This is a genomic window from Pseudomonas sp. TE36184, from assembly GCF_054060055.1.
The window spans coordinates 4,575,928-4,597,476 of record NZ_JBSSCU010000001.1; the positions used below are offsets into that span (position 1 = coordinate 4,575,928).

Annotated in this window: 17 protein-coding genes; 4 read left to right on the forward strand and 13 right to left on the reverse strand. The window is 54.8% G+C overall.

Going from position 1 to position 21,549, the window contains the following annotated elements:
• Window positions 1-23 precede the first annotated feature (23 nt).
• The 3 genes from ACVWZP_RS20565 to ACVWZP_RS20575 form a co-directional block, all read right to left on the reverse strand.
• Window positions 24-797, reverse strand: coding sequence for an SDR family oxidoreductase (locus ACVWZP_RS20565; protein ID WP_057004922.1), 774 nt, complete (start codon window positions 795-797; stop codon window positions 24-26).
• Between the two features lie 284 nt (window positions 798-1,081).
• Entirely contained in the window at window positions 1,082-1,432 is a 351-nt protein-coding gene (locus ACVWZP_RS20570; RefSeq protein ID WP_046381569.1) for a hypothetical protein, read from the reverse strand.
• A gap of 414 nt (window positions 1,433-1,846) precedes the next feature.
• The gene (locus ACVWZP_RS20575) at window positions 1,847-2,194 is read right to left on the reverse strand and encodes a hypothetical protein (protein ID WP_017848951.1); all 348 of its coding nucleotides are present in this window, start codon (window positions 2,192-2,194) and stop codon (window positions 1,847-1,849) included.
• Between the two features lie 200 nt (window positions 2,195-2,394).
• On the opposite strand from ACVWZP_RS20575, the gene ACVWZP_RS20580 reads away from it, so the two are divergent.
• A complete protein-coding gene (locus ACVWZP_RS20580) occupies window positions 2,395-3,597 on the forward strand; it encodes a cytochrome P450 (RefSeq protein WP_057004921.1) in 1,203 nt (400 codons plus the stop codon).
• Window positions 3,598-3,682: 85 nt separating this feature from the next.
• On the opposite strand, the gene norR is transcribed toward ACVWZP_RS20580, so the two are convergent.
• The gene (gene norR / locus ACVWZP_RS20585; protein WP_079442533.1) at window positions 3,683-5,206 is read right to left on the reverse strand and encodes a nitric oxide reductase transcriptional regulator NorR; all 1,524 of its coding nucleotides are present in this window, start codon (window positions 5,204-5,206) and stop codon (window positions 3,683-3,685) included.
• Window positions 5,207-5,366: 160 nt separating this feature from the next.
• Between norR and norV the strand changes: the two genes are divergently transcribed.
• The gene (gene norV / locus ACVWZP_RS20590) at window positions 5,367-6,809 is read left to right on the forward strand and encodes an anaerobic nitric oxide reductase flavorubredoxin (RefSeq protein WP_256822767.1); all 1,443 of its coding nucleotides are present in this window, start codon (window positions 5,367-5,369) and stop codon (window positions 6,807-6,809) included.
• Window positions 6,806-7,939 carry an NADH:flavorubredoxin reductase NorW gene (norW, locus tag ACVWZP_RS20595; protein WP_017848947.1) on the forward strand — a complete coding sequence of 378 codons (1,134 nt, stop codon included), beginning with the start codon at window positions 6,806-6,808 and terminating at the stop codon, window positions 7,937-7,939. Before norV ends, norW begins: the two co-directional genes overlap by 4 nt.
• A gap of 308 nt (window positions 7,940-8,247) precedes the next feature.
• Here norW and ACVWZP_RS20600 read toward each other — a convergent pair whose 3' ends face one another.
• The 4 genes from ACVWZP_RS20600 to ACVWZP_RS20615 all read right to left on the reverse strand — a co-directional run bounded on the left by ACVWZP_RS20600 (window position 8,248) and on the right by ACVWZP_RS20615 (window position 11,879).
• Window positions 8,248-8,856: a hypothetical protein gene (locus ACVWZP_RS20600; protein WP_457370106.1), complete on the reverse strand. Its 609-nt coding sequence runs from the start codon at window positions 8,854-8,856 to the stop codon at window positions 8,248-8,250.
• An 8-nt stretch (window positions 8,857-8,864) separates the two neighbouring features.
• Window positions 8,865-9,833 (reverse strand): hypothetical protein, encoded by a 969-nt coding sequence (locus ACVWZP_RS20605; protein ID WP_457370107.1) that lies wholly within the window; start codon window positions 9,831-9,833, stop codon window positions 8,865-8,867.
• Between the two features lie 300 nt (window positions 9,834-10,133).
• Complete coding sequence (locus tag ACVWZP_RS20610) at window positions 10,134-10,739, reverse strand: hypothetical protein (protein ID WP_457370108.1); 606 nt, start codon at window positions 10,737-10,739, stop codon at window positions 10,134-10,136.
• 75 nt (window positions 10,740-10,814) lie between these two features.
• The gene (locus ACVWZP_RS20615; protein ID WP_457370109.1) at window positions 10,815-11,879 is read right to left on the reverse strand and encodes an ATP-binding domain-containing protein; all 1,065 of its coding nucleotides are present in this window, start codon (window positions 11,877-11,879) and stop codon (window positions 10,815-10,817) included.
• A 103-nt stretch (window positions 11,880-11,982) separates the two neighbouring features.
• On the opposite strand from ACVWZP_RS20615, the gene ACVWZP_RS20620 reads away from it, so the two are divergent.
• A protein-coding gene (locus ACVWZP_RS20620) for an IS3 family transposase (protein WP_457369968.1) occupies window positions 11,983-13,133 on the forward strand; the annotation gives its coding sequence in 2 pieces (ribosomal slippage) (window positions 11,983-12,220 and window positions 12,220-13,133; 1,152 coding nt in all).
• On the opposite strand, the gene ACVWZP_RS20625 is transcribed toward ACVWZP_RS20620, so the two are convergent.
• The 5 genes from ACVWZP_RS20625 to dnaA form a co-directional block, all read right to left on the reverse strand.
• Window positions 13,130-14,548 (reverse strand): DEAD/DEAH box helicase, encoded by a 1,419-nt coding sequence (locus ACVWZP_RS20625; protein WP_457370110.1) that lies wholly within the window; start codon window positions 14,546-14,548, stop codon window positions 13,130-13,132. The two genes, ACVWZP_RS20620 and ACVWZP_RS20625, sit on opposite strands and share 4 nt — an antisense overlap.
• A gap of 417 nt (window positions 14,549-14,965) precedes the next feature.
• Window positions 14,966-17,383: a DNA topoisomerase (ATP-hydrolyzing) subunit B gene (gyrB, locus tag ACVWZP_RS20630; RefSeq protein WP_017848946.1), complete on the reverse strand. Its 2,418-nt coding sequence runs from the start codon at window positions 17,381-17,383 to the stop codon at window positions 14,966-14,968.
• A 4-nt stretch (window positions 17,384-17,387) separates the two neighbouring features.
• Window positions 17,388-18,491 (reverse strand): DNA replication/repair protein RecF, encoded by a 1,104-nt coding sequence (gene recF, locus ACVWZP_RS20635; protein WP_010565854.1) that lies wholly within the window; start codon window positions 18,489-18,491, stop codon window positions 17,388-17,390.
• A 20-nt stretch (window positions 18,492-18,511) separates the two neighbouring features.
• Window positions 18,512-19,615, reverse strand: a complete 1,104-nt coding sequence (gene dnaN, locus ACVWZP_RS20640) for a DNA polymerase III subunit beta (RefSeq protein WP_017848945.1) — start codon at window positions 19,613-19,615, stop codon at window positions 18,512-18,514.
• 38 nt (window positions 19,616-19,653) lie between these two features.
• Window positions 19,654-21,171: a chromosomal replication initiator protein DnaA gene (gene dnaA / locus ACVWZP_RS20645; protein ID WP_026140277.1), complete on the reverse strand. Its 1,518-nt coding sequence runs from the start codon at window positions 21,169-21,171 to the stop codon at window positions 19,654-19,656.
• Between the last annotated feature and the right edge of the window lie 378 nt (window positions 21,172-21,549).

Here is a 21,549-nt window from a genome sequence, read left to right on the forward strand (position 1 = left end):
AGATCACACTGCGGATAATGGATTTACTTGGTGGTGTACCCACCATTGATGAGAATGGTCTGGCCGGTGATCCACCAGCCGTCACTGACCAGATGGCGAATGAAAGGCACCACATCCTCGATGTCGGTCAGGCCTGTTTTACTGAACGGCGAGAGCGCGGCGGCGGTCTTGTGATAGGCCACCGCGTCGGCGCCTTCGGCCGGGTAGAAGAACGGCGTATCCATCGGCCCCGGACCGACCGCTGTCACCGAAATACCGCGCGCGCCCAATTCCTTGGAGGCCGCTCGGGTGTAGTGTTCGACCGGCGCCTTGGTGCCGGCATAAGCGGCATAGAACGGCGTGAAGGCGCCCAGCAGCGACGTCACTATCGTGCAGATCTTGCCATGGTCATTGAGGTGCTTGCCCGCCTCCTTGAGGAAGAAGAAAGCGGTCTTGGAGTTGACCGCGCTCATCTCGTCGTATTCGGCTTCACTCACCTCGGCCATCGGCTTCTTGAGCACCTTGCCAACGGTGTTGATGGCGATGTCGGGTTTGCCGACCGCGGCGATGGTATCGGCGAACAACCTCTCGATGGCGCCGGCCGTCGTCAGATCCCCCTGCAGCGCGACGGCCTGTGCGCCGCTGGCCTGAACGGCGGCAACCGTGGCATCGGCATCAACCTTGGACGCGGCGCTGTTGTAATGGATCGCGACAGCCTTGGCACCCTGCGCGGCCATATCACGGGCGATGAGACCGCCAAGGTTCTTCGCGCCACCCGCGATGAGAACGACTTTGCCTTTAATGGAATGGTCTGCCATGGAGAATCTCCTTCACGAATCGATGGAGAATCGAGATTAGGCCGCTTCAACGCGGCGATAAACCGTGGATGACTGGATGAATAATCCAGAAAAACACCCCAATCAGGCAGATTGGAGCGGGGAAGGTCACGTAATAAAAACCCGGATCGAATGCAAAAAAAAGCCCGCGATTTGGCGGGCTCTTTTCGTGATGTTCAGCTAATCGGTGAGGATTAGCCGAACCATCTATGTGTGCAACTCCACGGAGGGCCTGGAATGCTTGGGAAGACGCAGACGGGAGGCTCTTACTCCTCAGATGCCACCAGTCGCACACCTTTACGCGTGACCTGTTGCCCGACTTCAAAACGCCCATTGGGTGAGCGCACCGTACTAATCTCGCCTTGCGCGTTTTTCACTTCATAAGCGGTTTCAGACTTGCCAATGCCTCCTTGTACCGCACTGCCGGCAAAAAAACCGCCAGCTGCGCCGACTAATGCTCCAATCGGGCCGCCTACCGCGCCAACCATCATTCCGGTCAAAACGCCGACCCCCTTGCCGGCGGTTGTGTCGGGGACTACACGGATTATCTGGTCTGCCTGGCATAGCGGAGACAGCAGTGTACACAGGGTGAAACTGAGCGCGATGGTACGAGTCATGAGATTGTCCCTTTGGGGTTTGCGTTAAGTTCATTACCTAATACACAAACCGGGCCAACAATTTTATTGTTTAATATCAACTAGTTAAATAACAACACTGTCATTATGACCTAACTCTAAAAAGGTCATAATGACAAAGGAATAGTCAATATGACTTCCTATCGCCAGTTGAGGCAATTTGTTGAAGGGAGGGGTTGAACAGTGCTCAACGCTCTACAGAGCCGCTTTGCGTCATGAGCGAAGATCGAGTTGTTGCACTTGAGATAGCGTTGAAACGGTGATGGCGATCGACAGAAATAATGGAATTGATATTGATCAACTATGCAGACAATCAATTGGCGCGATAATCGCAGCGGCGCAATGACCTGGGCTCTAACGTTCAAACCCCACATTGAGGGCCCAGGTTATCTGGAATCAAAAAGGCAGCGGCAGGGGGAGGGCAACGGCATTCAGATGGCCCAGGAAGAGAAAGCCCGAAACCAATACCGCGTTGATCGACCAGGCCACCGTGAGGAAACGAGCGATCTGACCGTAGAGGGGGTCACTGACATTATCCGCATTGCGCCATACCGCATTGAGCATGCACGCGGTGTAGGCCACAAAACCCAGCAGCATTAGACCAAACAGGGAGGGTGCAACTTTGTTGAAGGCGACCAGAATCAGGCCAAACAGTACATTGCTGAGCACCACCCCGTAGAGCCAGAACACCACCCACAGCGCAGTGCTGCCCTGCGAGTTTACCCACTGCTGAAGCTTACTCATCACAACCCCCTGGCTAGCTAATAGCCGATTTTCCCTATAAGCCCGTACAGACTTCACCCAAGTGATGCCGACGTAGGGACGTCGTGCATGGTTTCAGTCTAGCGGGTATTTCCTACATGTCCCGACCGAGTACAAGTAGGCCGACAAACCTTGCTTCCTTGTTTCCGGGTTCTCAGCGGGACGGGTTTATGGAGTAAACGATGGACAAGAAATCGCTACCGGATTGGGATCCCAGGTCTGAAGCCGTATTAAAGGATCAGACGACAGCCTATGACGACATGCGCCACCGTTGCCCGGTCGCACACAGTCAATATGGCTATACGTCGTTATTCAGGCATGCGGATGTGCTGCGCGTACTTAACGATCATGAAACCTTCAGTAATGCCGTCTCGCGTTTCCCCGCGGTCCCCAACGGAATGGATCCGCCCGAACATACGGCGTACCGGAACCTCATCGAGCGTTATTTCAGCCCGGAGCATATGGATGCCTTTGCGCCGACGTGCCGTGATATAGCGGTTCGTCTGGTGCAGGCGTTACCGGATGAAGGCCGTGCAGAACTGATCGGCGAATTTGCCCAGATCTTTGCGTTGCAGATCCAGTGTGCCTGGCTGGGTTGGCCGGCGGATTTTCATGAACCGCTGCGCCTGTGGACGCTGAAGAATCACTCGGCCACGCTGTCCCGAGACGAGGCGGCCCTGAGTGCCGTGGCCCTTGAGTTTGACGGTTACATCAAGGATCTGCTGGACGTGCGCCGTACCGCTGGCGCTGCTGCGTCGCATGACATCACGACCCTCTTGCTACGCGACCAGTCCTTGGGAAGGCCCCTGACGGACGACGAGATCGTCAGCATTCTACGTAACTGGACAGTCGGCGAACTCGGAACCATTTCCGCCTCGGTCGGCATTCTTGCGCACTATCTGGCGACCAACTTCGGGTGGCAGCAGCGATTGCGCGAACAACCCGCGCTGTTACCTGTCGCCATTGATGAAATACTGCGTATTCATGCACCACTGATCATGAACCGTCGGGTGACTACGAAAGAGGTCACGCTGGGCGGGCGCACGCTGGCGAAGGGTTCGCGTATTGCCCTCAACTGGGCGTCCGCCAATCGGGACGAAGCGGTCTTTGGAGATCCCGATGAATTGCGCCTCGATCGCGATCCCGAGCTGAACCTGCTCTATGGCGCCGGCATTCATGTCTGCCCCGGTGCGCCGCTTGCCAGACTGGAGCTACGGATCGTGATGGAGGAACTGCTTGGACGCACCAGCCGGATTACGCTGGCGCCGGATAAAGAACCAGTGAACGCGTTTTTCCCTGCCGGTGGGTTTTCTTCTCTACACCTGCAGATTCAGAAACCGCCGTCTCAACCGCTGGGCGCCGGCCTTCCCCCCGAGATCCGATAGCGTTTTATGCTGGACAGCTTGGCGGCGAGGGCGACATGTGGGTCAGCATGACTGACCTGCATTGAGCCCTGATCGGCCGCGAGTGTTATTTCAAACCGAGCCGCTTCGCCAGTCGGTGCAGGTTGGCCACATCCATATCGAGCATTCGCGCACAGGCAGACCAGTTATCTGCGCAATTTTTCAGCGTGTTTTCAATCAGCTGACGCTGGAAGCTATCCGTCGCGTCCCGTAGGCATTGGCCAACGCTGCTGGAAGGAACATCCACAGCAACAGGCAGTATCGCCAGCTGTTCTGGGACTTGATTGAAATGCTGTGCTTCCAGCAGCAGCTCTTCACTTTGCTGGGTCGCACGAGCAAGGATTGTCGCTCGATAAACAGCATGTTCCAGTTCGCGAACGTTTCCTGGCCACGAGTACTGCTTGAGCAACGACAGGCAACCGGCAGCCAGCGCCACCCGTTGCAATCCCATGCGTACCCGGCTCTGCTCGCAGAAAAAACCCGCTAGCAATGTGATGTCCTGCCCACGCTCACGCAGTGGCGGCACATGCACAGGGAACACGCTTAAACGGTGGAACAGGTCGACCCGGAAGCGATTGTTCAGCACTTCCTGCTTCAGGTCACGATTGGTCGCGGCAAGCACCCTTACGTTGACCCGCAAGACGGTATCGTCACCGACCCGTTGCAGGTCGCCGTATTGCAATACCCGTAGCAGTTTTGCTTGCAGGCTCAGCGACAGTTCACCGATTTCGTCGAGGAACAGTGTGCCGTTATCGGCCATTTCGAACTTGCCGGTGCGATGATGGATCGCCCCGGTGAAGGCACCTTTGACATGGCCGAACAACTCACTTTCAGCCACTGACTCCGGCAGCGCAGCGCAGTTTAGATAGACCACAGGGTGACTGGCGCGTGATGAACCTTCATGTATCGCCTTGGCGACCAGTTCCTTGCCGACCCCGGTTTCTCCAGTGATCAAAACGTTCAGGTCGGAACCTGCCACCATTTCGATCTCTCTTTTCAACTGTTGCATGACCTCGCTGAGCCCGACCATTTCGGTGCCGGGTTTGCCCGCCGGGACATGACTGATGGAGAGAGGCGTAATGGTCTGACTTTCCAGTTGCTCGACCAGCAACGCATTGGTCAAGGCAGCAGAAGCGAGGGCGCCCACCAGTCGCAGCTCTTCGTCGCTGAAGTGATCAAACTGTGCCGGGTCCATGCCATCGATCGTCAGCGCGCCAATCAGTGTCTGGTCCGCGAACAACGGTAACCCGATGCAGGCATGTACTTTGAGGTCCTGCCGGCTCGGGATCAGGCCGTCATAGGGATCAGGCAAATGACTCTCTGCCGGAAAGCGCACCACGTCACCGGCGCGAGCGATGGCTTCCAGACGCGGATGTGCATCAAGGCTGAAGCGGCGCCCCAGAACATCCGGTGCCAGGCCATCGATCGCCAGCGGACGGAACAGTCGCTGTTCATAACGTAACAAGGCAGAGGCGTCGCAACCGAGCAATTGGCGCAGGGTATTGATCAGACGTTGAAAGCGGTCCTGATGGGAAATGCCGCTTTGCAGCTCAATAGCGATGCGTGCCAGGGATTCAACGGAGAGACTCATGGTTTGTCACTTTGACAATGAATTAGTCATAAAGACAATAGTCGGGCAATGTCATATTGACAATCATTGTTTTATTTTTCCTTTTAAATCAACGGTTTATTATGTGGCACGAAGGTTGCCATCTTCGGTGTAGAACATCATTTCTATACCGAGGTAGGTCATGTCAATTCACGTCAAAAACAACATTCATTGGGTCGGTCAGCGCGATTGGGAAGTGCGAGACTTTCATGGCACAGAATACAAATGCCACAAAGGTAGCAGCTATAACAGCTACCTGATCCGTGAAGAAAAGACCGTACTGATTGATACGGTTGATCACAGGTTCAGTCGGGAGTTCATACAGAACCTGGCGATGGAAATCGACCTGAACACGCTGGACTGTATCGTCATCAACCATGCGGAAGAGGACCATGCAGGAGCGCTGACAGAGTTGATGTCGCTGATCCCGAATACGCCGATCTATTGCACCGCCAATGGCGTGGACTCGATCAACGGTCATCACCATCATCCTGAATGGAATTTCCACGTCGTCCATACCGGCGACACCCTGGATGTCGGCAATGGCAAACAGCTGGTTTTCGTGGAAACCCCGATGCTGCATTGGCCGGACAGCATGATGACGTACATGACCGGCGATGCCGTTCTGTTCAGTAACGACGCCTTTGGCCAGCATTACTGCGACGAACACCTGTTTAATGATGAAGTGGATCAAAACGAACTGTTCGAACAGTGCCAACGCTACTACGCCAATATCCTCACCCCATTCAGCCGCCTGGTCATTGCCAAGATTACCGAGATCCTCGGTTTCAACCTGCCGGTCGATATGATTGCCACCGCTCATGGCGTGGTGTGGCGTGATAATCCGACGCAGATCGTGCACCGCTATCTGGAATGGGCAGCGGACTATCAGGAGGATCGCATCACCCTGTTCTACGACACCATGTCGAACAACACCCGCATGATGGCCGATGCCATCGCGCAGGGTATTCACGAAGTCGATCCAGGTGTGGCGGTGAAGATTTTCAACGTCGCGCGCCACGACAAGAATGAAATTCTGACCAACGTGTTCCGCTCAAAAGGCGTTTTGGTGGGCTCGTCCACCATGAACAACGTGATGATGCCTAAAGTCGCCGCACTGCTGGAGGAAATAACCGGGCTGCGTTTTCGTGACAAAAAGGCTTCGGCGTTTGGCAGTTACGGCTGGAATGGCGGGGCGGTAGACCGTATCCAGACGCGCTTGATGGACGCTGGTTTTGAAACCACATTGGCGCTCAAAGCCAAGTGGCGGCCCGACGGTGGCGCGCTTGAGGTTTGCCGGGCTCATGGCCGCGAAATCGCTCGGCAATGGGCGCTGCATCCATCGACGGCTGCACATGTCGTACCCGCTGCAGCCACCGCAACTGCCCAGGCAGACCCCATCGCGGACAACGGCCTGCGCATGCGATGCAGTGTCTGCCAATGGATTTACGACCCCGCGATCGGCGAGCCGATGCAGGATGTGCAGGCCGGTACGGCCTGGTGTGATGTGCCTGATTACTTCCTGTGCCCTGAATGTTCAATGGGTAAATCGGTATTCGATGAGCTGCCTTCGGAGGCGACATGAACCGGGAAATCGTCATTGTGGGCTCCGGCTTCGCGGCTCGTCAGGTGGTCAAGAACTTGCGCCGGCTCGATGCGGCGGTGCCCATTCGATTGATCGCTGCAGACAGTTGCGATGAGTACAACAAGCCCGACCTGAGTCACGTCGTCAGTCTCAATCAGACTGCCGACGACATGACTCGCCAGCCTGCGGCAGAGTTTGCCGAGATGTATCGGTTGACCCTGAACTCGTGCTGCCAGCTCACTGCGATTGATCGCGAAAACCAGCGTGTTAGCGCCGGTAATGAGGCATTCAGCTACGACCAACTGATTCTCGCCACGGGGGCGCAAGCCATGGTTCCGCCGATTCCCGGGCGGGAGTGGATGGTGACTCTGAACAGCCAGCAGGAATACCGTCATGCACAACATGCACTGCGGGCTGCACAGCGCGTACTGATCCTCGGGGCCGGCTTGATTGGCAGTGAACTGGCCATGGACATCAATCGTGCCGGAAAGCAGGTGGTGCTGATGGACAAGTCCTGCAGCCTGCTCGCATCGTTGCTTCCTGTTGAGGTGAGCAGCCGCCTGCAGCACCGGTTATGCCAGATGGGTGTGGAGATGCTGTTTAACCAGGCGTTGGTATCCATTGAAAAGAGAAACGATGGCCTGTTGGCGACGTTGTCCAACGGCCGACACATCAGCGCCGATGTGATCGTTGCCTCAATTGGGTTGAAACCCGATACGACGTTAGCCACACAGGCTGGCTTACGAGTGGACCGTGGCATTGAAGTTGATGAACGCATGTGCACCTCTGACCCACGCATATTCGCCGTTGGCGATTGCGCGCAAATCCAGGGCAAGCTACTGCCGTTTCTGCAACCTATTCAGGTAAGCGCCATGACCCTGGCGCGTAATGTGCTGGGTGGGAATGAGGAAGTTAAGTTCCCGGCGATGCTGGTGAAGGTCAAGACTCCGGAAATGCCGCTGCACCTGGCCGGAGAAACCAGCCGCAAGGACTTGCAATGGCAGATCAGCCTTGAGGCACAGGGGCTTATAGCCAAAGGTCTGGACATGGCAGGGCAGCTACGTGCGTTCGTTGTCAGTGAAGACCAAATGAAGCAGGCCTTTACGCTACTACGGCAACTCTCGCTGTGAATCCAATTGGCAGAGCTCTCGCGCGTTCCTGGACATACGGGCAAAAAAAGGCCAACCCGCAGGGGTTGGCCTTTTTTGTAGCGCGGCGAAAGCAGCATAGTGTGAACGTCAGCTGCTTTTGTGAGTGCCTACACCCGTGTCGATGGGCATATTAAGTGTCATGCGTGCCCTAGGTGGAATCAGCGTTCCACGTGAAACATGGGCACTATAAATGTCGCGGATGAGCCGCAATTAGTGTCATCCCGCAGTTTTTTGACACTATTAAATGTCGTTTCCGTTCATCAATCGCAACCCAACCCAGAGACCGATCACAGCCCCTGTCGCTCGCGTATCGCCCTCCGGAACTCCTCATTTTTCTCCTCCACCATCGCGGTCAATTCGAAATGGTGGACCTCATAAATCTGGAATGGCAGAAGAAGGGTTCTAAACATTGATAGAATCAGCAATCCAATGCTCAAGACGAATAGCCATTGCCCGACAGCTACCGCCTCACCGTGACTTTGGACGATCAGCCAGATTAGGCAAGCAAGGATGCAGGCGATGTGGACCGCCAGGGTCACTGCTTGGGAAAAAAGGAGGTAGGTAATTTTTTCAACATAGAGGGGTGCTTGATCGACGGTTAGCAACTTGGAGCCACCACTTCTCCCAGTGAACAGCATCAAGGTGACCATGAAACCAGCGAGCACAGAAATGAACGTCATGATCCCTGTCATGATGTCTTTCATTGCAACTGCCTGGTTTCCCGTAGCAGCACCATCAGATAACCAATAGCCTAAAGCCGCGCCGACAGAAATCGGGACAACAGCCGCTACCGTCTGTTTGATCCAAAAATGTGACGTTTGGGTAACCACACGAAGCATTTCAGCACCAGCTGTTGCGGCACTCTGAACTTCGTCTGGCAACAGCCAGTCACGCACCCTCATCCTCATTCTCCCAACAATTTCACAGACTTCAAAACACCATCAGTTTTAACTGGCCCGTTATGCCCAGGATCTCGTAATTCACCGAGGTAGGTCTTCAAAGCAATTTCGATTTCTGTAATGGCAGGACGGCCTTCTGGTGTTAATTGGATTTGAACAGGCTTGCGCTCCCGATACTCGCTCAGGTTGTTGACGCTACCACCATTTTTAAAGTGAAGCGTGGCGCCTGCTAACGCTTGACCGTCAGCTTCCTCCAGCAGCGCTATCGCCTGATTTTCGTCCAAGGTTCCATCCTTGTTCTCCCAGCTGACGTTGCATTGCGCAGCACCGGGAATTTTTTGCAGCAGGCTGGCAAGCAAGCCGCCGAACTGAGTTCCTTGATGTTTGCTGTCTACCGCCAAACGAGCGGTAATCCGCTCAACGCCGCCGTGTAGATCTATTAATTCTCGCAGATCGGTCGATGCAATATCGGAAAAGTCGACCAGAGGATGGGCCTGATCACGATAGCGCCGGAAGAGCTGGCCAAGTAGTTTCTCTAGACCCGCAGCCCCACCGCTGCCCATAACTGACTCAATGATAATTACCTCTCCAAGCGCAATGCATCGATAGCTGTGGACTAGCTCACCAGCCTTACCATCCTCATCTTTAAGCTCGATAATTTTGATTTCCGCCTCAGCGGACGTCAGGTCAGGGGTGATCGACTCGGGAACGTGGCCATGCTGATAGGAGCAGACAGTGAAAAAAACGCCATCCGCCCCCAAATCTTTCATCGAATTAATAAAATAGCACGACTGTCCCTTTTCGATTCTGATACCCGGATCTGGGAAATGCCTCATCCCAATACTACTGGTCTTGGCCATGACGTTGCGCATCTCGTCCTGTATCAGCGGGCGAATCCATCCTTCAGGGGTAGACCGAGTGACTTTGTATCTAATGGCTTTGACAATCAGGGTACGAAAAATATGGGCAGGCACTGGGTAAGTTCCTTTCTGCCAGATAATTGTGGAAAATATTTGGAGGCACCAAGCCACTATAGTCTATTAGCCGTTTTCGTCACAAAAACTCGAAAAAACATAGGTGCATGGTCGGTTCGCCCACGGCATCACAAATCGTTTCCAGTCAATCTAGAATCTCGCCCAAACGGAGTGCCCCTGACAGGAAGCCATCGGAAGGGCCTCTTGTCAGGGTTAACTATCAAACTAGCAATGAGCAATACTGATTATTTTTTGTTCTACAAGAATTGTTTTTTATTTGAGAGTTTCACCACACTACTCCTACCGATACCCGACTTTTACCCATTCACACAACCAAATAATGCCATTATCCATTTTTATACACTGCATCTTAAGCAAACGATTAATCACTTCACGGTATTGATCAGTTGTCAGAGGGGGCAGGCTCAAGATCTGCCTCCATTCGTTGGTTTTCTCCAACCCCATCTCTTCAGAGATTCTCCTCCTAGCATCCTTACTTTTCCATAATGCCAGAATAGTAGTAGCCTCTATATCAGAAAGCGGCTCTTCCGCCCCCCTCCAAACTTTGTTCCAAACATACAAACCAATTAGAGCGGCAAGCCAAGTTTGAGACCCTGCGACGCCAGCTGACGCGATGGAAATATCAGGTATGATATCCATCAACTTCTTCCAGTTAAGTAACAGGTTTCCTGGCTTGCGCGAACTTCCCCCACTACCTCTCGAAGAACCAACAGCAATATACTGAATGTACTGCTCAGACTCCACAGGAGGTGAAAGCATTGTAAAAGCATCTAGTGCCCTTATAGCAACTTGCGAATAACTTTCCCCATGCCCATCAAAAGCTAATTTTACAAAATCTTCCAATTGTTTACGTTTAGCCGCCATGGCCTCTTGATCATATTCCACTTTATCCCCCAAATAACACAAACAACAAATTAAAAATCTTCAACTATTTCAATTAACTGTTCTCGATATACAAACCTACACTTGCAGTAACAACCTGCTCATCACCAATTGTTTTCTCGCCCGTGTACAGCCCACATACAGACGGTTTCTGAAAATAGGCTGAGCAAGGTCATAGCTATCAATCATCGGAAGCAATACCACATCAAACTCAAGTCCCTTCACGTTTAAAACAGACGTGAAATGCACAAGGTATTTTTTCTCAAGATCGATGTGTTCCGACATGCTCATCCTGCGAAAACTTCCCACAAGACGTTGCTCGCAGTAATTGTGCAACTCACGCGCGGTGTCCTGATCAGGCAGCACGATAGCAACTGTCTGATCTTCAGGAATGCTAGCGATAACCTCACTGAGATATTCGAACTCAGCTTCACGAGATGACACTCTCCTCAGTGTGTAGGCACCTTGATCGTCATCCTGGAGGTTTAGCAGACCCTCATTTAACAATTGGAGGTCCATGCCTCCCCCCTGCTCGAATAATTGCCGCAAGGTCTTGGTAAATGCGGCGAGCGACGGCCGACTTCTCTGACGTAAGTTTTCTTCCAATCGAATAAATTCTGGCCGTTGCCCCACGGGGAAGCAATCGTCAATACGCATCGGCTCATTGCGCAGGAGCTGCTGTGATCGGTCACCTACGACAGTAATTGCGCTGTACTCTGGATCAGCCAAAGACGTCATTAGATAAATCTGTTGCTCGGTAAAATCCTGTACTTCATCCACAAACACGCTTTGGTAGTAAATAGGAGCGTGGAGCCCGACGGGTAACGACTTTGATTTCGAGCCAATCGAGATGTCGTGGGCAAGACAGAGCAATAGATCAATATCATCATCGCTCAGAGTATTTTCCCGCAGGCGTCCAAGTACTTGAGCGGCCACTAATGGCTCTGGGAATAATGCTGCTTCCGATTCCAGCGCAAGCCGATACAAATGGGCGAAATTCTTCAAAGGCGATATGAGATTGGTCCTCATCGTCCGCCCAAAAACCTTGGCTGGTGACTCGACGCCTTCAGGGGCTCGTGTACCTGCCCCCGTCATAATCTTCAACCGCTTGAGCGCAGTGCCGCTACGGAACATCAGGGGCATGCTGTGCCCGAGACGTATGAACAACTCATTTGCAGGCATAATGAATCGCCCCGGGTTTCGTAGACACCTCTTTGCCTTAAACTGAGGCCAATTAGGAGGTGCCATGAGCAACCCGCGTTACCCCGAAGAATTCAAAATCCAAGCAGTCAATCAAGTGACCGAAAAGAAGCTGCCTGTCGCTGAGGTAGCGGCCCGTCTCGGCGTGTCAACGCATAGCCTCTATGCCTGGATAAAGCGCTACAGCAAACCTCAAGAAGAACGGCAGCAGGATGATGACCAGCACGCTGAACTGCGTCGTCTGCGAGCGGAGCTAAAGCGCGTTACTGAAGAGCGAGACATATTAAAAAAGGCCGCCGCGTACTTTGCCAAGGAGTGCGGCTGAAGTACGCCTTTATCAAGCAGCGCGCCGGCGACTATTCCATTCGACGGCTTTGCCTCACGCTGAAAGTCCATCCCAGTGGCTATTACGCCTGGTTGTCTGAGCCGCAATCTGCACGCGCCAAAGACGACCAGCGACTGCTGGGTTTGATCAAGCATTCATGGCTGGAAAGTGGTGGCGTTTATGGCTATCGCAAAATCCATGACGATCTGCGCGAGGTCGGTGAAGTTTGCGGGCGCCATCGCGTGGCAAGGCTGATGCGTCTTGAAGGGCTGCGCTCTCAGACAGGTTACCGACGCCGCCCAGGAAAGTACGGCGGTAAGCCAGCGGTCGCCTCACCCAATTTGTTGAAGCGCCAGTTCGATGTCGTGGAACCCAACAAGGTTTGGGTCACCGACATCACCTACATTCGTACTTATGAAGGCTGGTTGTATTTGGCGGTGGTGCTGGATCTGTTTTCTCGTCAGGTCGTTGGCTGGTCAATGAAGTCGCAGATGACCAGTGATTTGGCCATTGATGCGTTGTTGATGGCGGTTTGGAGGCGTAAACCGAAGCAAGAGGTGATGGTTCATTCCGACCAAGGCAGCCAATACAGCAGCTCCGATTGGCGCAGCTTTTTAAAGGCAAACAATTTGGTTGCCAGTATGAGTCGCCGAGGCAACTGTCATGACAACGCCGTGGCCGAGAGCTTTTTCCAGCTTCTGAAACGGGAACGGATCAAGCGAAAAATCTACACCACGCGGGAAGATGCTCGGAGTGATGTGTTCGATTACATCGAGATGTTCTACAACGTAAAACGCCGCCATGGTTTCAACAAGCAGCTGTCACCGGTAGAGTTTGAAAAGCGTTACGCAATGAGCTTGCAAGGTGTCTAGAGAATCCGGGGCGATTCATCAAGCTCTGGAATGGTCTCAGCAGCAGTAGCCTGGTCAACCACCTGCTCTGCATAGAGTTCGTATTCGTCGGCGCTCAGTTCATCATCCAGGTCATCAAGATTGTCTGGAAGATCGATCTGTCTCTTTACGTTATATTCGCCCAGGGTGCTGGCAACGCCTAGACCACGAGCCAGAAGCTTGGTCTCTCCGAGGCGATTTTCCATGCGCTTACGGCGACGCTGAAGCGATTGGTAAATAGCCTCAGGGCTCGACGCCAAACGACGTTGGAGTTGTGTTAGTGCGAAACCAATTGTGCCTTTACGCTTGCCGTCGAGCTGGTCGGCACGATTCATCTCGTTGCGCACATACTCGGTAACATCGTGGTACAGCGCAGCCTCTAGGTCTGACAACTCGTAATTGGCTGTGTAGGCACGACGCTCGGGGAAGAGGGGGGTCCCATCAAACTTCAGCAGCTCCTCCTTTACCATGCGACGCATCATGTCAGACACATCGACCTTATGTGCACCTTCACGGAATTTACCGTAGAACCGGTCACCGTCGAGCAGGGAGAGCCAAATCTGGAAATCTTCTTCCTTGCCGTTGTGCGGCGTTGCCGTCATCAATAAGAAGTGGCGCGTAATGGAGCCGAGTAGTTCTCCTAACTCAAAACGCTTGGTCTTGTTGACCTTGCTGCCGAAATAGTTAGCCGAAAGCTTGTGTGCCTCATCAACGATGATCAGGTCCCATTCAGTGTTCTTTAGCTTCTGCTGGAATTCTTCACTGCGTGACAACTGATCGAGACGCGCTATCAGCAGATTGGTTTCTTCGAAGTAGTTACCCGAGGCACATTGTTCTTGCTTCTCTCGGCTGAATATCTCAAACCTAACGCCAAACTTCTCAAGAAGTTCATCCTGCCACTGATCGGTCAGGGAGCCGGGAGAAACGACCAGAATGCGTTTGGCATCCGACCGCATCAGTAACTCCCGGATCAGCAAACCAGCCATGATTGTCTTACCCGCGCCCGGATCGTCGGCAAGAACGAAGCGCAGAGGCTGACGCGGAAGCATCGACTCATAAACAGCAGAGATCTGGTGGGGTAGTGGATCTACATTGGACGTGTGAACCGCCATCATTGGATCGAACAGATAGGCCAGACTGATACGGTAGGCTTCCAATCCAAGTTTGAAATCAGGACCTGGAGCATCAAATGACCAAGGTCTACCTACTTGAGCTAGCGCCAGACGAACTTCGTCAGAACGGAACAACATCTGCTCGCCCAATCGACCTTGGCTGTCTTTGAAGTAAACGGTAATGGCATTGTCGCCAACAGGCTCAACCGTAACCACACGGACGATTTCGCTTGCTTGGATACCCTTAACCTGTGCGTCCTTCTTAATGTCTTCGAGCTTGAGCATGCTGAACCCTGGCGTCCCTGTGGGCGCTGCGATAATTTCTGAACAGATGTAGATATTAACAGTGCCACTCTGCCATGCGGTGGGTTCTCTTCACACTCAAAAGCCACATTAAAGGCAATATGCCATCACAAGCTATCACTCTATGCCTAGGGGTAAGATTAAAGAGCAAGCCCCCGGCAATAGTGTTACCAGGGGCTATTGATCGTCTAAGCCGAAAGCGCAAATAACTTTACCAACACATAGCAGCCATTCAGCCAATCAAGGGCGCAGTTCGTTTCGACGAGACCTTCACCATGCTCAGCCATATAATGGCTTACTCTCCACAAAACAAACCCCGACACTCAGGCCGGGGTTTGTTTTAGTGGACGACAATAACCCGCCCACTTGCGACACTTAATGTGCCCATCGACAACCCGATCAGAAATCCAGGTTAGACACCGCCAAAGCATTGCTCTCGATGAAGTCACGGCGAGGCTCGACCGCATCACCCATCAGGGTGTTGAAGATCTGGTCTGCGCCAATGGCGTCTTCGATGGTCACGCGCAGCATACGGCGCTGAGCGGGGTCCATGGTGGTTTCCCACAGTTGATCCGGGTTCATCTCGCCCAGACCTTTGTAGCGCTGGATGGTGTGACGCTTGGTGCTTTCGGCCATCAGCCAGTCAAGGGCTTCCTTGAATTCCCTGACCTGCTTCTTGCGTTCGCCACGTTGGATATAAGCGCCGTCGTCCAACAGGGTGCTCAGTTGTGCGCCCAGGGTGACGACGGTTTTGTAGTCGTTGCTGCCGAAGAAGTCGCGGTTGAAGGTGACGTAGTTGGACAGGCCGTGGGAGATCAATTCGACCTCGGGCAGCCACACGTTACGTTCACGGTCTTCGCGCAGGCTGGCTTTGTACACCAGGCCGGATTTCTCGACGGTGCGCAGACGCACTTCGTACTGGGCCAGCCAATCCTGCATCGCTGCGTGATCGCCCAACTGCTCCAGGCTCACGGCCGGCAGGTAGATGAAGTGCTCGGTCAGCTCCTGAGGGTACAGGCGCGACAGACGCTTGAGCGTCTTCATGACCATGCGGAAGTCGTTGACCAGACGCTCCAGCGCCTCACCGGAAATGCCCGGCGCTTCTTCGTTCAAGTGCAGGCTGGCGTCTTCCAGGGCCGACTGCGTCATGTACTCTTCCATGGCGTCGTCGTCTTTGATGTATTGCTCTTGCTTGCCCTTTTTGACTTTGTACAACGGCGGCTGGGCGATGTAGATGTAGCCGCGCTCGATCAGCTCCGGCAACTGACGGAAGAAGAAGGTCAGCAGCAGGGTACGGATGTGCGAACCGTCGACGTCAGCATCGGTCATGATGATGATGTTGTGATAGCGCAGCTTGTCGATGTTGTACTCGTCGCGGCCGATACCGCAGCCCAATGCCGTGATCAAGGTGCCGACTTCCTGGGAGGAAATCATCTTGTCGAAGCGTGCTTTCTCGACGTTGAGGATCTTACCCTTCAACGGCAGGATGGCCTGGGTGCGACGGTTACGGCCCTGCTTGGCGGAACCGCCAGCAGAGTCACCTTCCACCAGGTACAGCTCGGAGAGGGCAGGGTCCTTCTCCTGGCAGTCAGCCAGTTTGCCCGGCAGGCCGGCGATGTCCAGCGCGCCTTTGCGGCGGGTCATCTCACGGGCTTTACGCGCGGCTTCACGGGCACGCGCTGCGTCGATCATCTTGCCGACAACCAGCTTGGCTTCGTTCGGGTTTTCCAGCAGGAAGTCGGAGAAGTACTTGCCCATCTCCTGTTCCACGGCGGTCTTCACTTCGGAAGACACCAGCTTGTCTTTGGTCTGGGAGCTGAACTTAGGGTCCGGTACTTTCACCGAAATAATCGCAGTCAGACCTTCACGCGCATCGTCACCGGTGGTGGCAACTTTGTGCTTCTTGGCCAGGCCTTCGGCTTCGATGTAGGTGTTCAGGTTACGCGTCAGCGCGGAACGGAAACCCACCAGGTGAGTACCGCCGTCGCGCTGCGGAATGTTGTTGGTGAAGCACAACAGGTTCTCGTTGAAGCTGTCGTTCCACTGCAGGGCGATTTCCACGCCGATGCCGTCTTCACGCTGGACGTTGAAGTGGAACACCTGGTTGACCGGAGTCTTGTTGGTGTTCAGGTATTCAACGAACGCACGCAGGCCGCCTTCGTACTTGAACAGCTCTTCCTTGCCGCTGCGCTCATCCTTGAGGACGATGCCGACACCGGAGTTGAGGAAGGACAGTTCACGAATCCGCTTGGCCAGGATGTCCCAGCTGAAGTGGATGTTCTTGAAGGTTTCGTCAGAAGGACGGAAGTGAATCTGGGTACCGGTAGTTTCGCTTTCGCCAACAACCTTCATCGGTTCCTGCGGAACACCGTGAACGTAGGTCTGCTCCCAAATCTTTCCGCTGCGACGCACAGTCAGCACCAGCAATTCGGAGAGGGCGTTTACTACGGAAACACCTACGCCGTGCAAACCACCGGATACTTTGTACGAGTTGTCGTCGAACTTACCGCCGGCGTGGAGCACGGTCATGATGACCTCTGCCGCCGAAACGCCTTCTTCTTTATGCACGTCTACCGGAATGCCACGACCGTTGTCGCGCACGGTGATGGACTCATCCGGGTGAATGATAATGCTGATGTCGTCGCAGTGACCGGCGAGAGCTTCGTCGATGGAGTTGTCGACCACCTCGAACACCATGTGGTGCAGACCGCTACCATCATCGGTGTCGCCAATGTACATACCGGGACGTTTGCGTACGGCATCCAAACCTTTCAGCACTTTAATGCTGGTCGAGTCGTACGTGTTTTCTTCGCTCATGCCTTCACTCCCGATGGTCGTGGGTCTGGGTGATACGGCCTTGTTCCACGTGGAACAAAGCGACTGGCGTTTCCGTCTGCCAGCCTTCCCTCAATAATTCGTGGTCTACACAGGTGATAAACACCTGGCAGCGTAAGTCTTCCAACAAGCGGCATAACGCTCGGCGGTGTTGCTCGTCGAGTTCTGACGGCAAATCATCCACCAGATAAATACATTGACCGCGCCGGGCCTGGCTAACCAAATGCCCTTGGGCGATACGCAATGCACATACCACCAGCTTCTGCTGGCCGCGGGACAAGATATCCGCGGCATTATGTGCGCCTAACCTAAGACGCAAATCAGCGCGCTGGGGGCCGGCCTGGGTGTGGCCGATTTGCTGATCCCGCTGCAAGGACGTGGCGAGCACTGCACTCAGTTCACGCTCTTTGTCCCAACCGCGGTAGTAGCTCAGCGTCAGCCCTTCGAGGTCCAACAGCTCACTCAAGGTCTGCTCAAAGACTGGTTTCAAGGCTTTGATATAGGCGCGGCGGTATTCATCTATTTCGTCGCTGGCCAGGCACAGTTCCCGGTCCCAGGCTGCTTGCGACGCGGCGTCAAGTGTACCATGCCGCAGCCATGAGTTCCGCTGCCGCAAGGCCTTCTGCAGGCGCTGCCAAGTGGCCATGAAGCGCGGTTCCACGTGGAACACTCCCCAATCGAGGAACTGCCGACGGATTTTCGGCGCGCCTTCGAGCAAACGGAAACTGTCGGGGTTGATCAGTTGCAGCGGCAGGATTTCCGCCAACTGCGCCGCGCTGCGAGCATTTTGCCCGTCGATGCGGATCTGAAACTCGCCCCCGCGATCACGGGATATCCCCAGGCTGCTATGGCCACCTTCAGCCAACTCGACCTGGCCAAACACCGTACACGCCAGTTGTTCGTACTGAATCACCGGCAACAGGCGGGCACTGCGGAAAGACCGGGCAAGCCCCAACAAATGGATGGCTTCCAGCACGCTGGTTTTGCCACTGCCGTTGGCGCCGTGGAGGATATTGATGCGGGGGGAGGGGGAGAAGGTCACCGGGTGCAGATTGCGCACCGCGGTGACCGAGACGCGACTGAGGGACATCTAGCTTCTGCTGAGCATGATTACAGACGCATCGGCATAACAACGTAAGCCGAGTCATCGTTATCGGATTCTTGCACCAGCGCACTGCTGTTGGAGTCGGACAGAATCAGGCGAACCTGTTCGGTGGTCATCACACCCAGCACGTCGAGCAAGTAGCTCACGTTGAAGCCGATTTCCAGCGAACCGCCGTTGTAGTCGACGCCCACTTCTTCTTCCGCTTCTTCCTGTTCCGGGTTGTTGGCCTGGATTTTCAGTTGGCCGTTGGCCAATTGCAGGCGAATACCCCGGTACTTTTCGTTGGACAGAATCGCAGTACGGCTGAACGCCTCACGCAGGGCCTGACGATCACCGACCACCAGCTTGTCGCCACCCTTAGGCAGTACACGCTCGTAATCCGGGAACTTGCCGTCAACCAGCTTGGAGGTGAAGGTGAACTCGCCGGTGGTGGCGCGGATGTGATGCTGGCCCAGGACGATGCTGACAATACCGTCCGGCTCGGTGAGCAGACGCGCCAGTTCAAGGATACCTTTGCGCGGCACGATCACCTGATGACGGTCCGGCTGACCGATATCGGCCTTCATCGAACACATGGCCAGGCGGTGACCGTCGGTGGCCACGGCGCGAATAATGCCTTCCGACACTTCCAGCAACATACCGTTGAGGTAATAGCGCACGTCCTGCTGGGCCATGGCGAAGCTGGTGCGCTCGATCAAACGGCGCAGTTTGCTTTGCTCCAGGCTGCAGGTCAGCGAACCCGGGCCTTCTTCCACAGTCGGGAAGTCATTGGCCGGCAACGTCGACAAGGTGAAGCGACTGCGGCCGGCCTTGACCACCAGCTTCTGCTCATCGACCTTGATGTCGATCAGCGCGTCGTTGGGCAAGCTTTTGCAGATATCCATCAGCTTGCGCGCGGGCACGGTGATCTCGCCAGGTTCAGCGGGCTCTTCCAGCTGAACGCGACCCACCAGTTCGACTTCCAGGTCGGTGCCGGTCAAGGACAATTGCTGGCCCTCGACAACCAGCAATACGTTGGAAAGCACCGGCAAGGTCTGTCGGCGCTCGACGACGCCTGCGACCAGTTGCAGGGGTTTCAACAGGGCTTCGCGTTGAATGGTGAAGTGCATGGTCTAGTCCCTTGCCTTAATAAGCTGCGCTGGTGTCATCAAGTAGTCAGTGTACGCAGCAGGTTCTTGTAGTCCTCGCGAATATCCGCGTCGGATTCCTTAAGCTCGTTGATCTTGCGGCATGCGTGCAAGACCGTGGTGTGGTCGCGACCACCGAAGACATCGCCGATTTCCGGCAGGCTGTGGTTGGTCAACTCTTTGGAGAGTGCCATGGCCACCTGACGCGGACGTGCCACCGAGCGCGAACGGCGCTTGGACAGCAGATCGGAAATCTTGATCTTGTAGTACTCGGCCACGGTGCGTTGGATGTTATCCACACTTACCAGTTTGTCCTGCAGAGCCAGCAGGTCTTTCAGGGATTCGCGAATCAGCTCGATGGTGATGTCGCGGCCCATGAAGTGCGAGTGCGCGATGACCCGCTTGAGCGCGCCTTCCAGCTCACGCACGTTGGAGCGAATGCGTTGGGCGATGAAGAACGCGGCGTCGTGGGGCAGATCGACTTTGGCCTGATCGGCCTTTTTCATCAGGATCGCCACGCGGGTTTCCAGCTCCGGTGGCTCGACCGCCACGGTCAGGCCCCAGCCGAAGCGCGACTTCAAGCGTTCTTCCAGGCCTTCGATTTCCTTCGGGTAGCGGTCGCTGGTCAAGATGACCTGCTGGCCGCCTTCGAGCAGGGCGTTGAAGGTGTGGAAAAACTCTTCCTGGGAACGTTCCTTGCGCGCGAAGAATTGAATGTCATCGATCAGCAAGGCATCCACGGAACGGTAGAACCGCTTGAACTCGTTGATAGCGTTGAGCTGCAGGGCCTTGACCATGTCAGCCACGAAGCGCTCCGAGTGCAGGTACACGACCTTGGCATTCGGGTTCTTCTTTAATAGATGGTTACCCACCGCGTGCATCAAGTGCGTCTTACCCAGGCCAACGCCACCATAAAGGAACAGCGGGTTGTAACCGTGCTTGGGGTTGTCGGCGACTTGCCAGGCGGCCGCGCGGGCCAGCTGGTTGGATTTACCCTCGACGAAGTTCTCAAAGGTAAAGGTGCGGTTCAGGTAGCTGGTGTGCTTGAGCGCGCCTTCGACCTGCACGGTGCGCTGCTCGGCGCGAACCGGTGCTTGCTGGGAACTGGCACCCGCCATCGGATCGAAGCTGTCGCGGGACGGCTCTTCATTGGCCGGCGCGTTTTTCTGGGCCGACGATTTCGAAGGCGTCGGCGCGGGAGCCGGCGCGTGGTTGACCGGAGCCGTCACCGCCTGGGCTTGCGACGCGGCAGCCGCCAATGGCGCATTCGGCGCAGCGCGAGGCGCGGAGCTACGTTTGCTGCCTATTAATAAGGAGAGCACGGGCGCGAGGCCGTTGCCATGTTCATCGAGCAATTCGAGAACGCGGCTCAGGTACTTCTCGTTGACCCAGTCGAGAACAAAACGGTTGGGTGCGTAGACGCGCAACTCGTCGCCTTCGGCTTCGACCTGTAGCGGACGGATCCAGGTGTTGAATTGCTGGGCAGGCAGCTCATCGCGCAAAAGCTCTACGCACTGCTGCCAAAGTTCCACTGACACGGATATCCCCTAAGTTGAAAGCCGGTGAGGCAAAAACAGCCGCCATTGTAGCGGTCGGCCGCCCACTTATCCACATGTAGGTTGCGCACAGGCCAGCCAAAATCAACGCCTTAACGTGAATAAAGGCGACCAATGGTCTGTGCATAAGCTCTGTGGATAAGCGCCCCTGAGCTCGTTGCACAAGTGGGGTCGAAAGTCTGTGGGTAACTGGCCTGTGGATAACAACCCATTCCACCCACAGCTTATCCGACAGCGCAGCACAGGCAGAGCACCGTTTCTCCCCCGTGTTGTCATTCTCTGTACATCACGTGGAATAAGGCCTTAAGGCAGTTATCCACAGAGGAATGCCTGCCTAGCTTTTATAAGCTTTACAGAAAA

Bases quoted from the DNA above. Each gene is read 5' to 3' on its own strand.
- recF (WP_010565854.1), bottom strand. From the start codon at position 18,491: ATGTCCCTCAGTCGCGTCTCGGTCACCGCGGTGCGCAATCTGCACCCG.
- norR (WP_079442533.1), bottom strand. From the start codon at position 5,206: ATGAGTCTCTCCGTTGAATCCCTGGCACGCATCGCTATTGAGCTGCAA.
- ACVWZP_RS20575 (WP_017848951.1), bottom strand. From the start codon at position 2,194: ATGAGTAAGCTTCAGCAGTGGGTAAACTCGCAGGGCAGCACTGCGCTG.
- ACVWZP_RS20570 (WP_046381569.1), bottom strand. From the start codon at position 1,432: ATGACTCGTACCATCGCGCTCAGTTTCACCCTGTGTACACTGCTGTCT.
- ACVWZP_RS20565 (WP_057004922.1), bottom strand. From the start codon at position 797: ATGGCAGACCATTCCATTAAAGGCAAAGTCGTTCTCATCGCGGGTGGC.
- dnaN (WP_017848945.1), bottom strand. From the start codon at position 19,615: ATGCACTTCACCATTCAACGCGAAGCCCTGTTGAAACCCCTGCAACTG.
- ACVWZP_RS20625 (WP_457370110.1), bottom strand. From the start codon at position 14,548: ATGCTCAAGCTCGAAGACATTAAGAAGGACGCACAGGTTAAGGGTATC.
- gyrB (WP_017848946.1), bottom strand. From the start codon at position 17,383: ATGAGCGAAGAAAACACGTACGACTCGACCAGCATTAAAGTGCTGAAA.
- norW (WP_017848947.1), top strand. From the start codon at position 6,806: ATGAACCGGGAAATCGTCATTGTGGGCTCCGGCTTCGCGGCTCGTCAG.
- norV (WP_256822767.1), top strand. From the start codon at position 5,367: ATGTCAATTCACGTCAAAAACAACATTCATTGGGTCGGTCAGCGCGAT.
- ACVWZP_RS20615 (WP_457370109.1), bottom strand. From the start codon at position 11,879: ATGCCCCTGATGTTCCGTAGCGGCACTGCGCTCAAGCGGTTGAAGATT.
- ACVWZP_RS20580 (WP_057004921.1), top strand. From the start codon at position 2,395: ATGGACAAGAAATCGCTACCGGATTGGGATCCCAGGTCTGAAGCCGTA.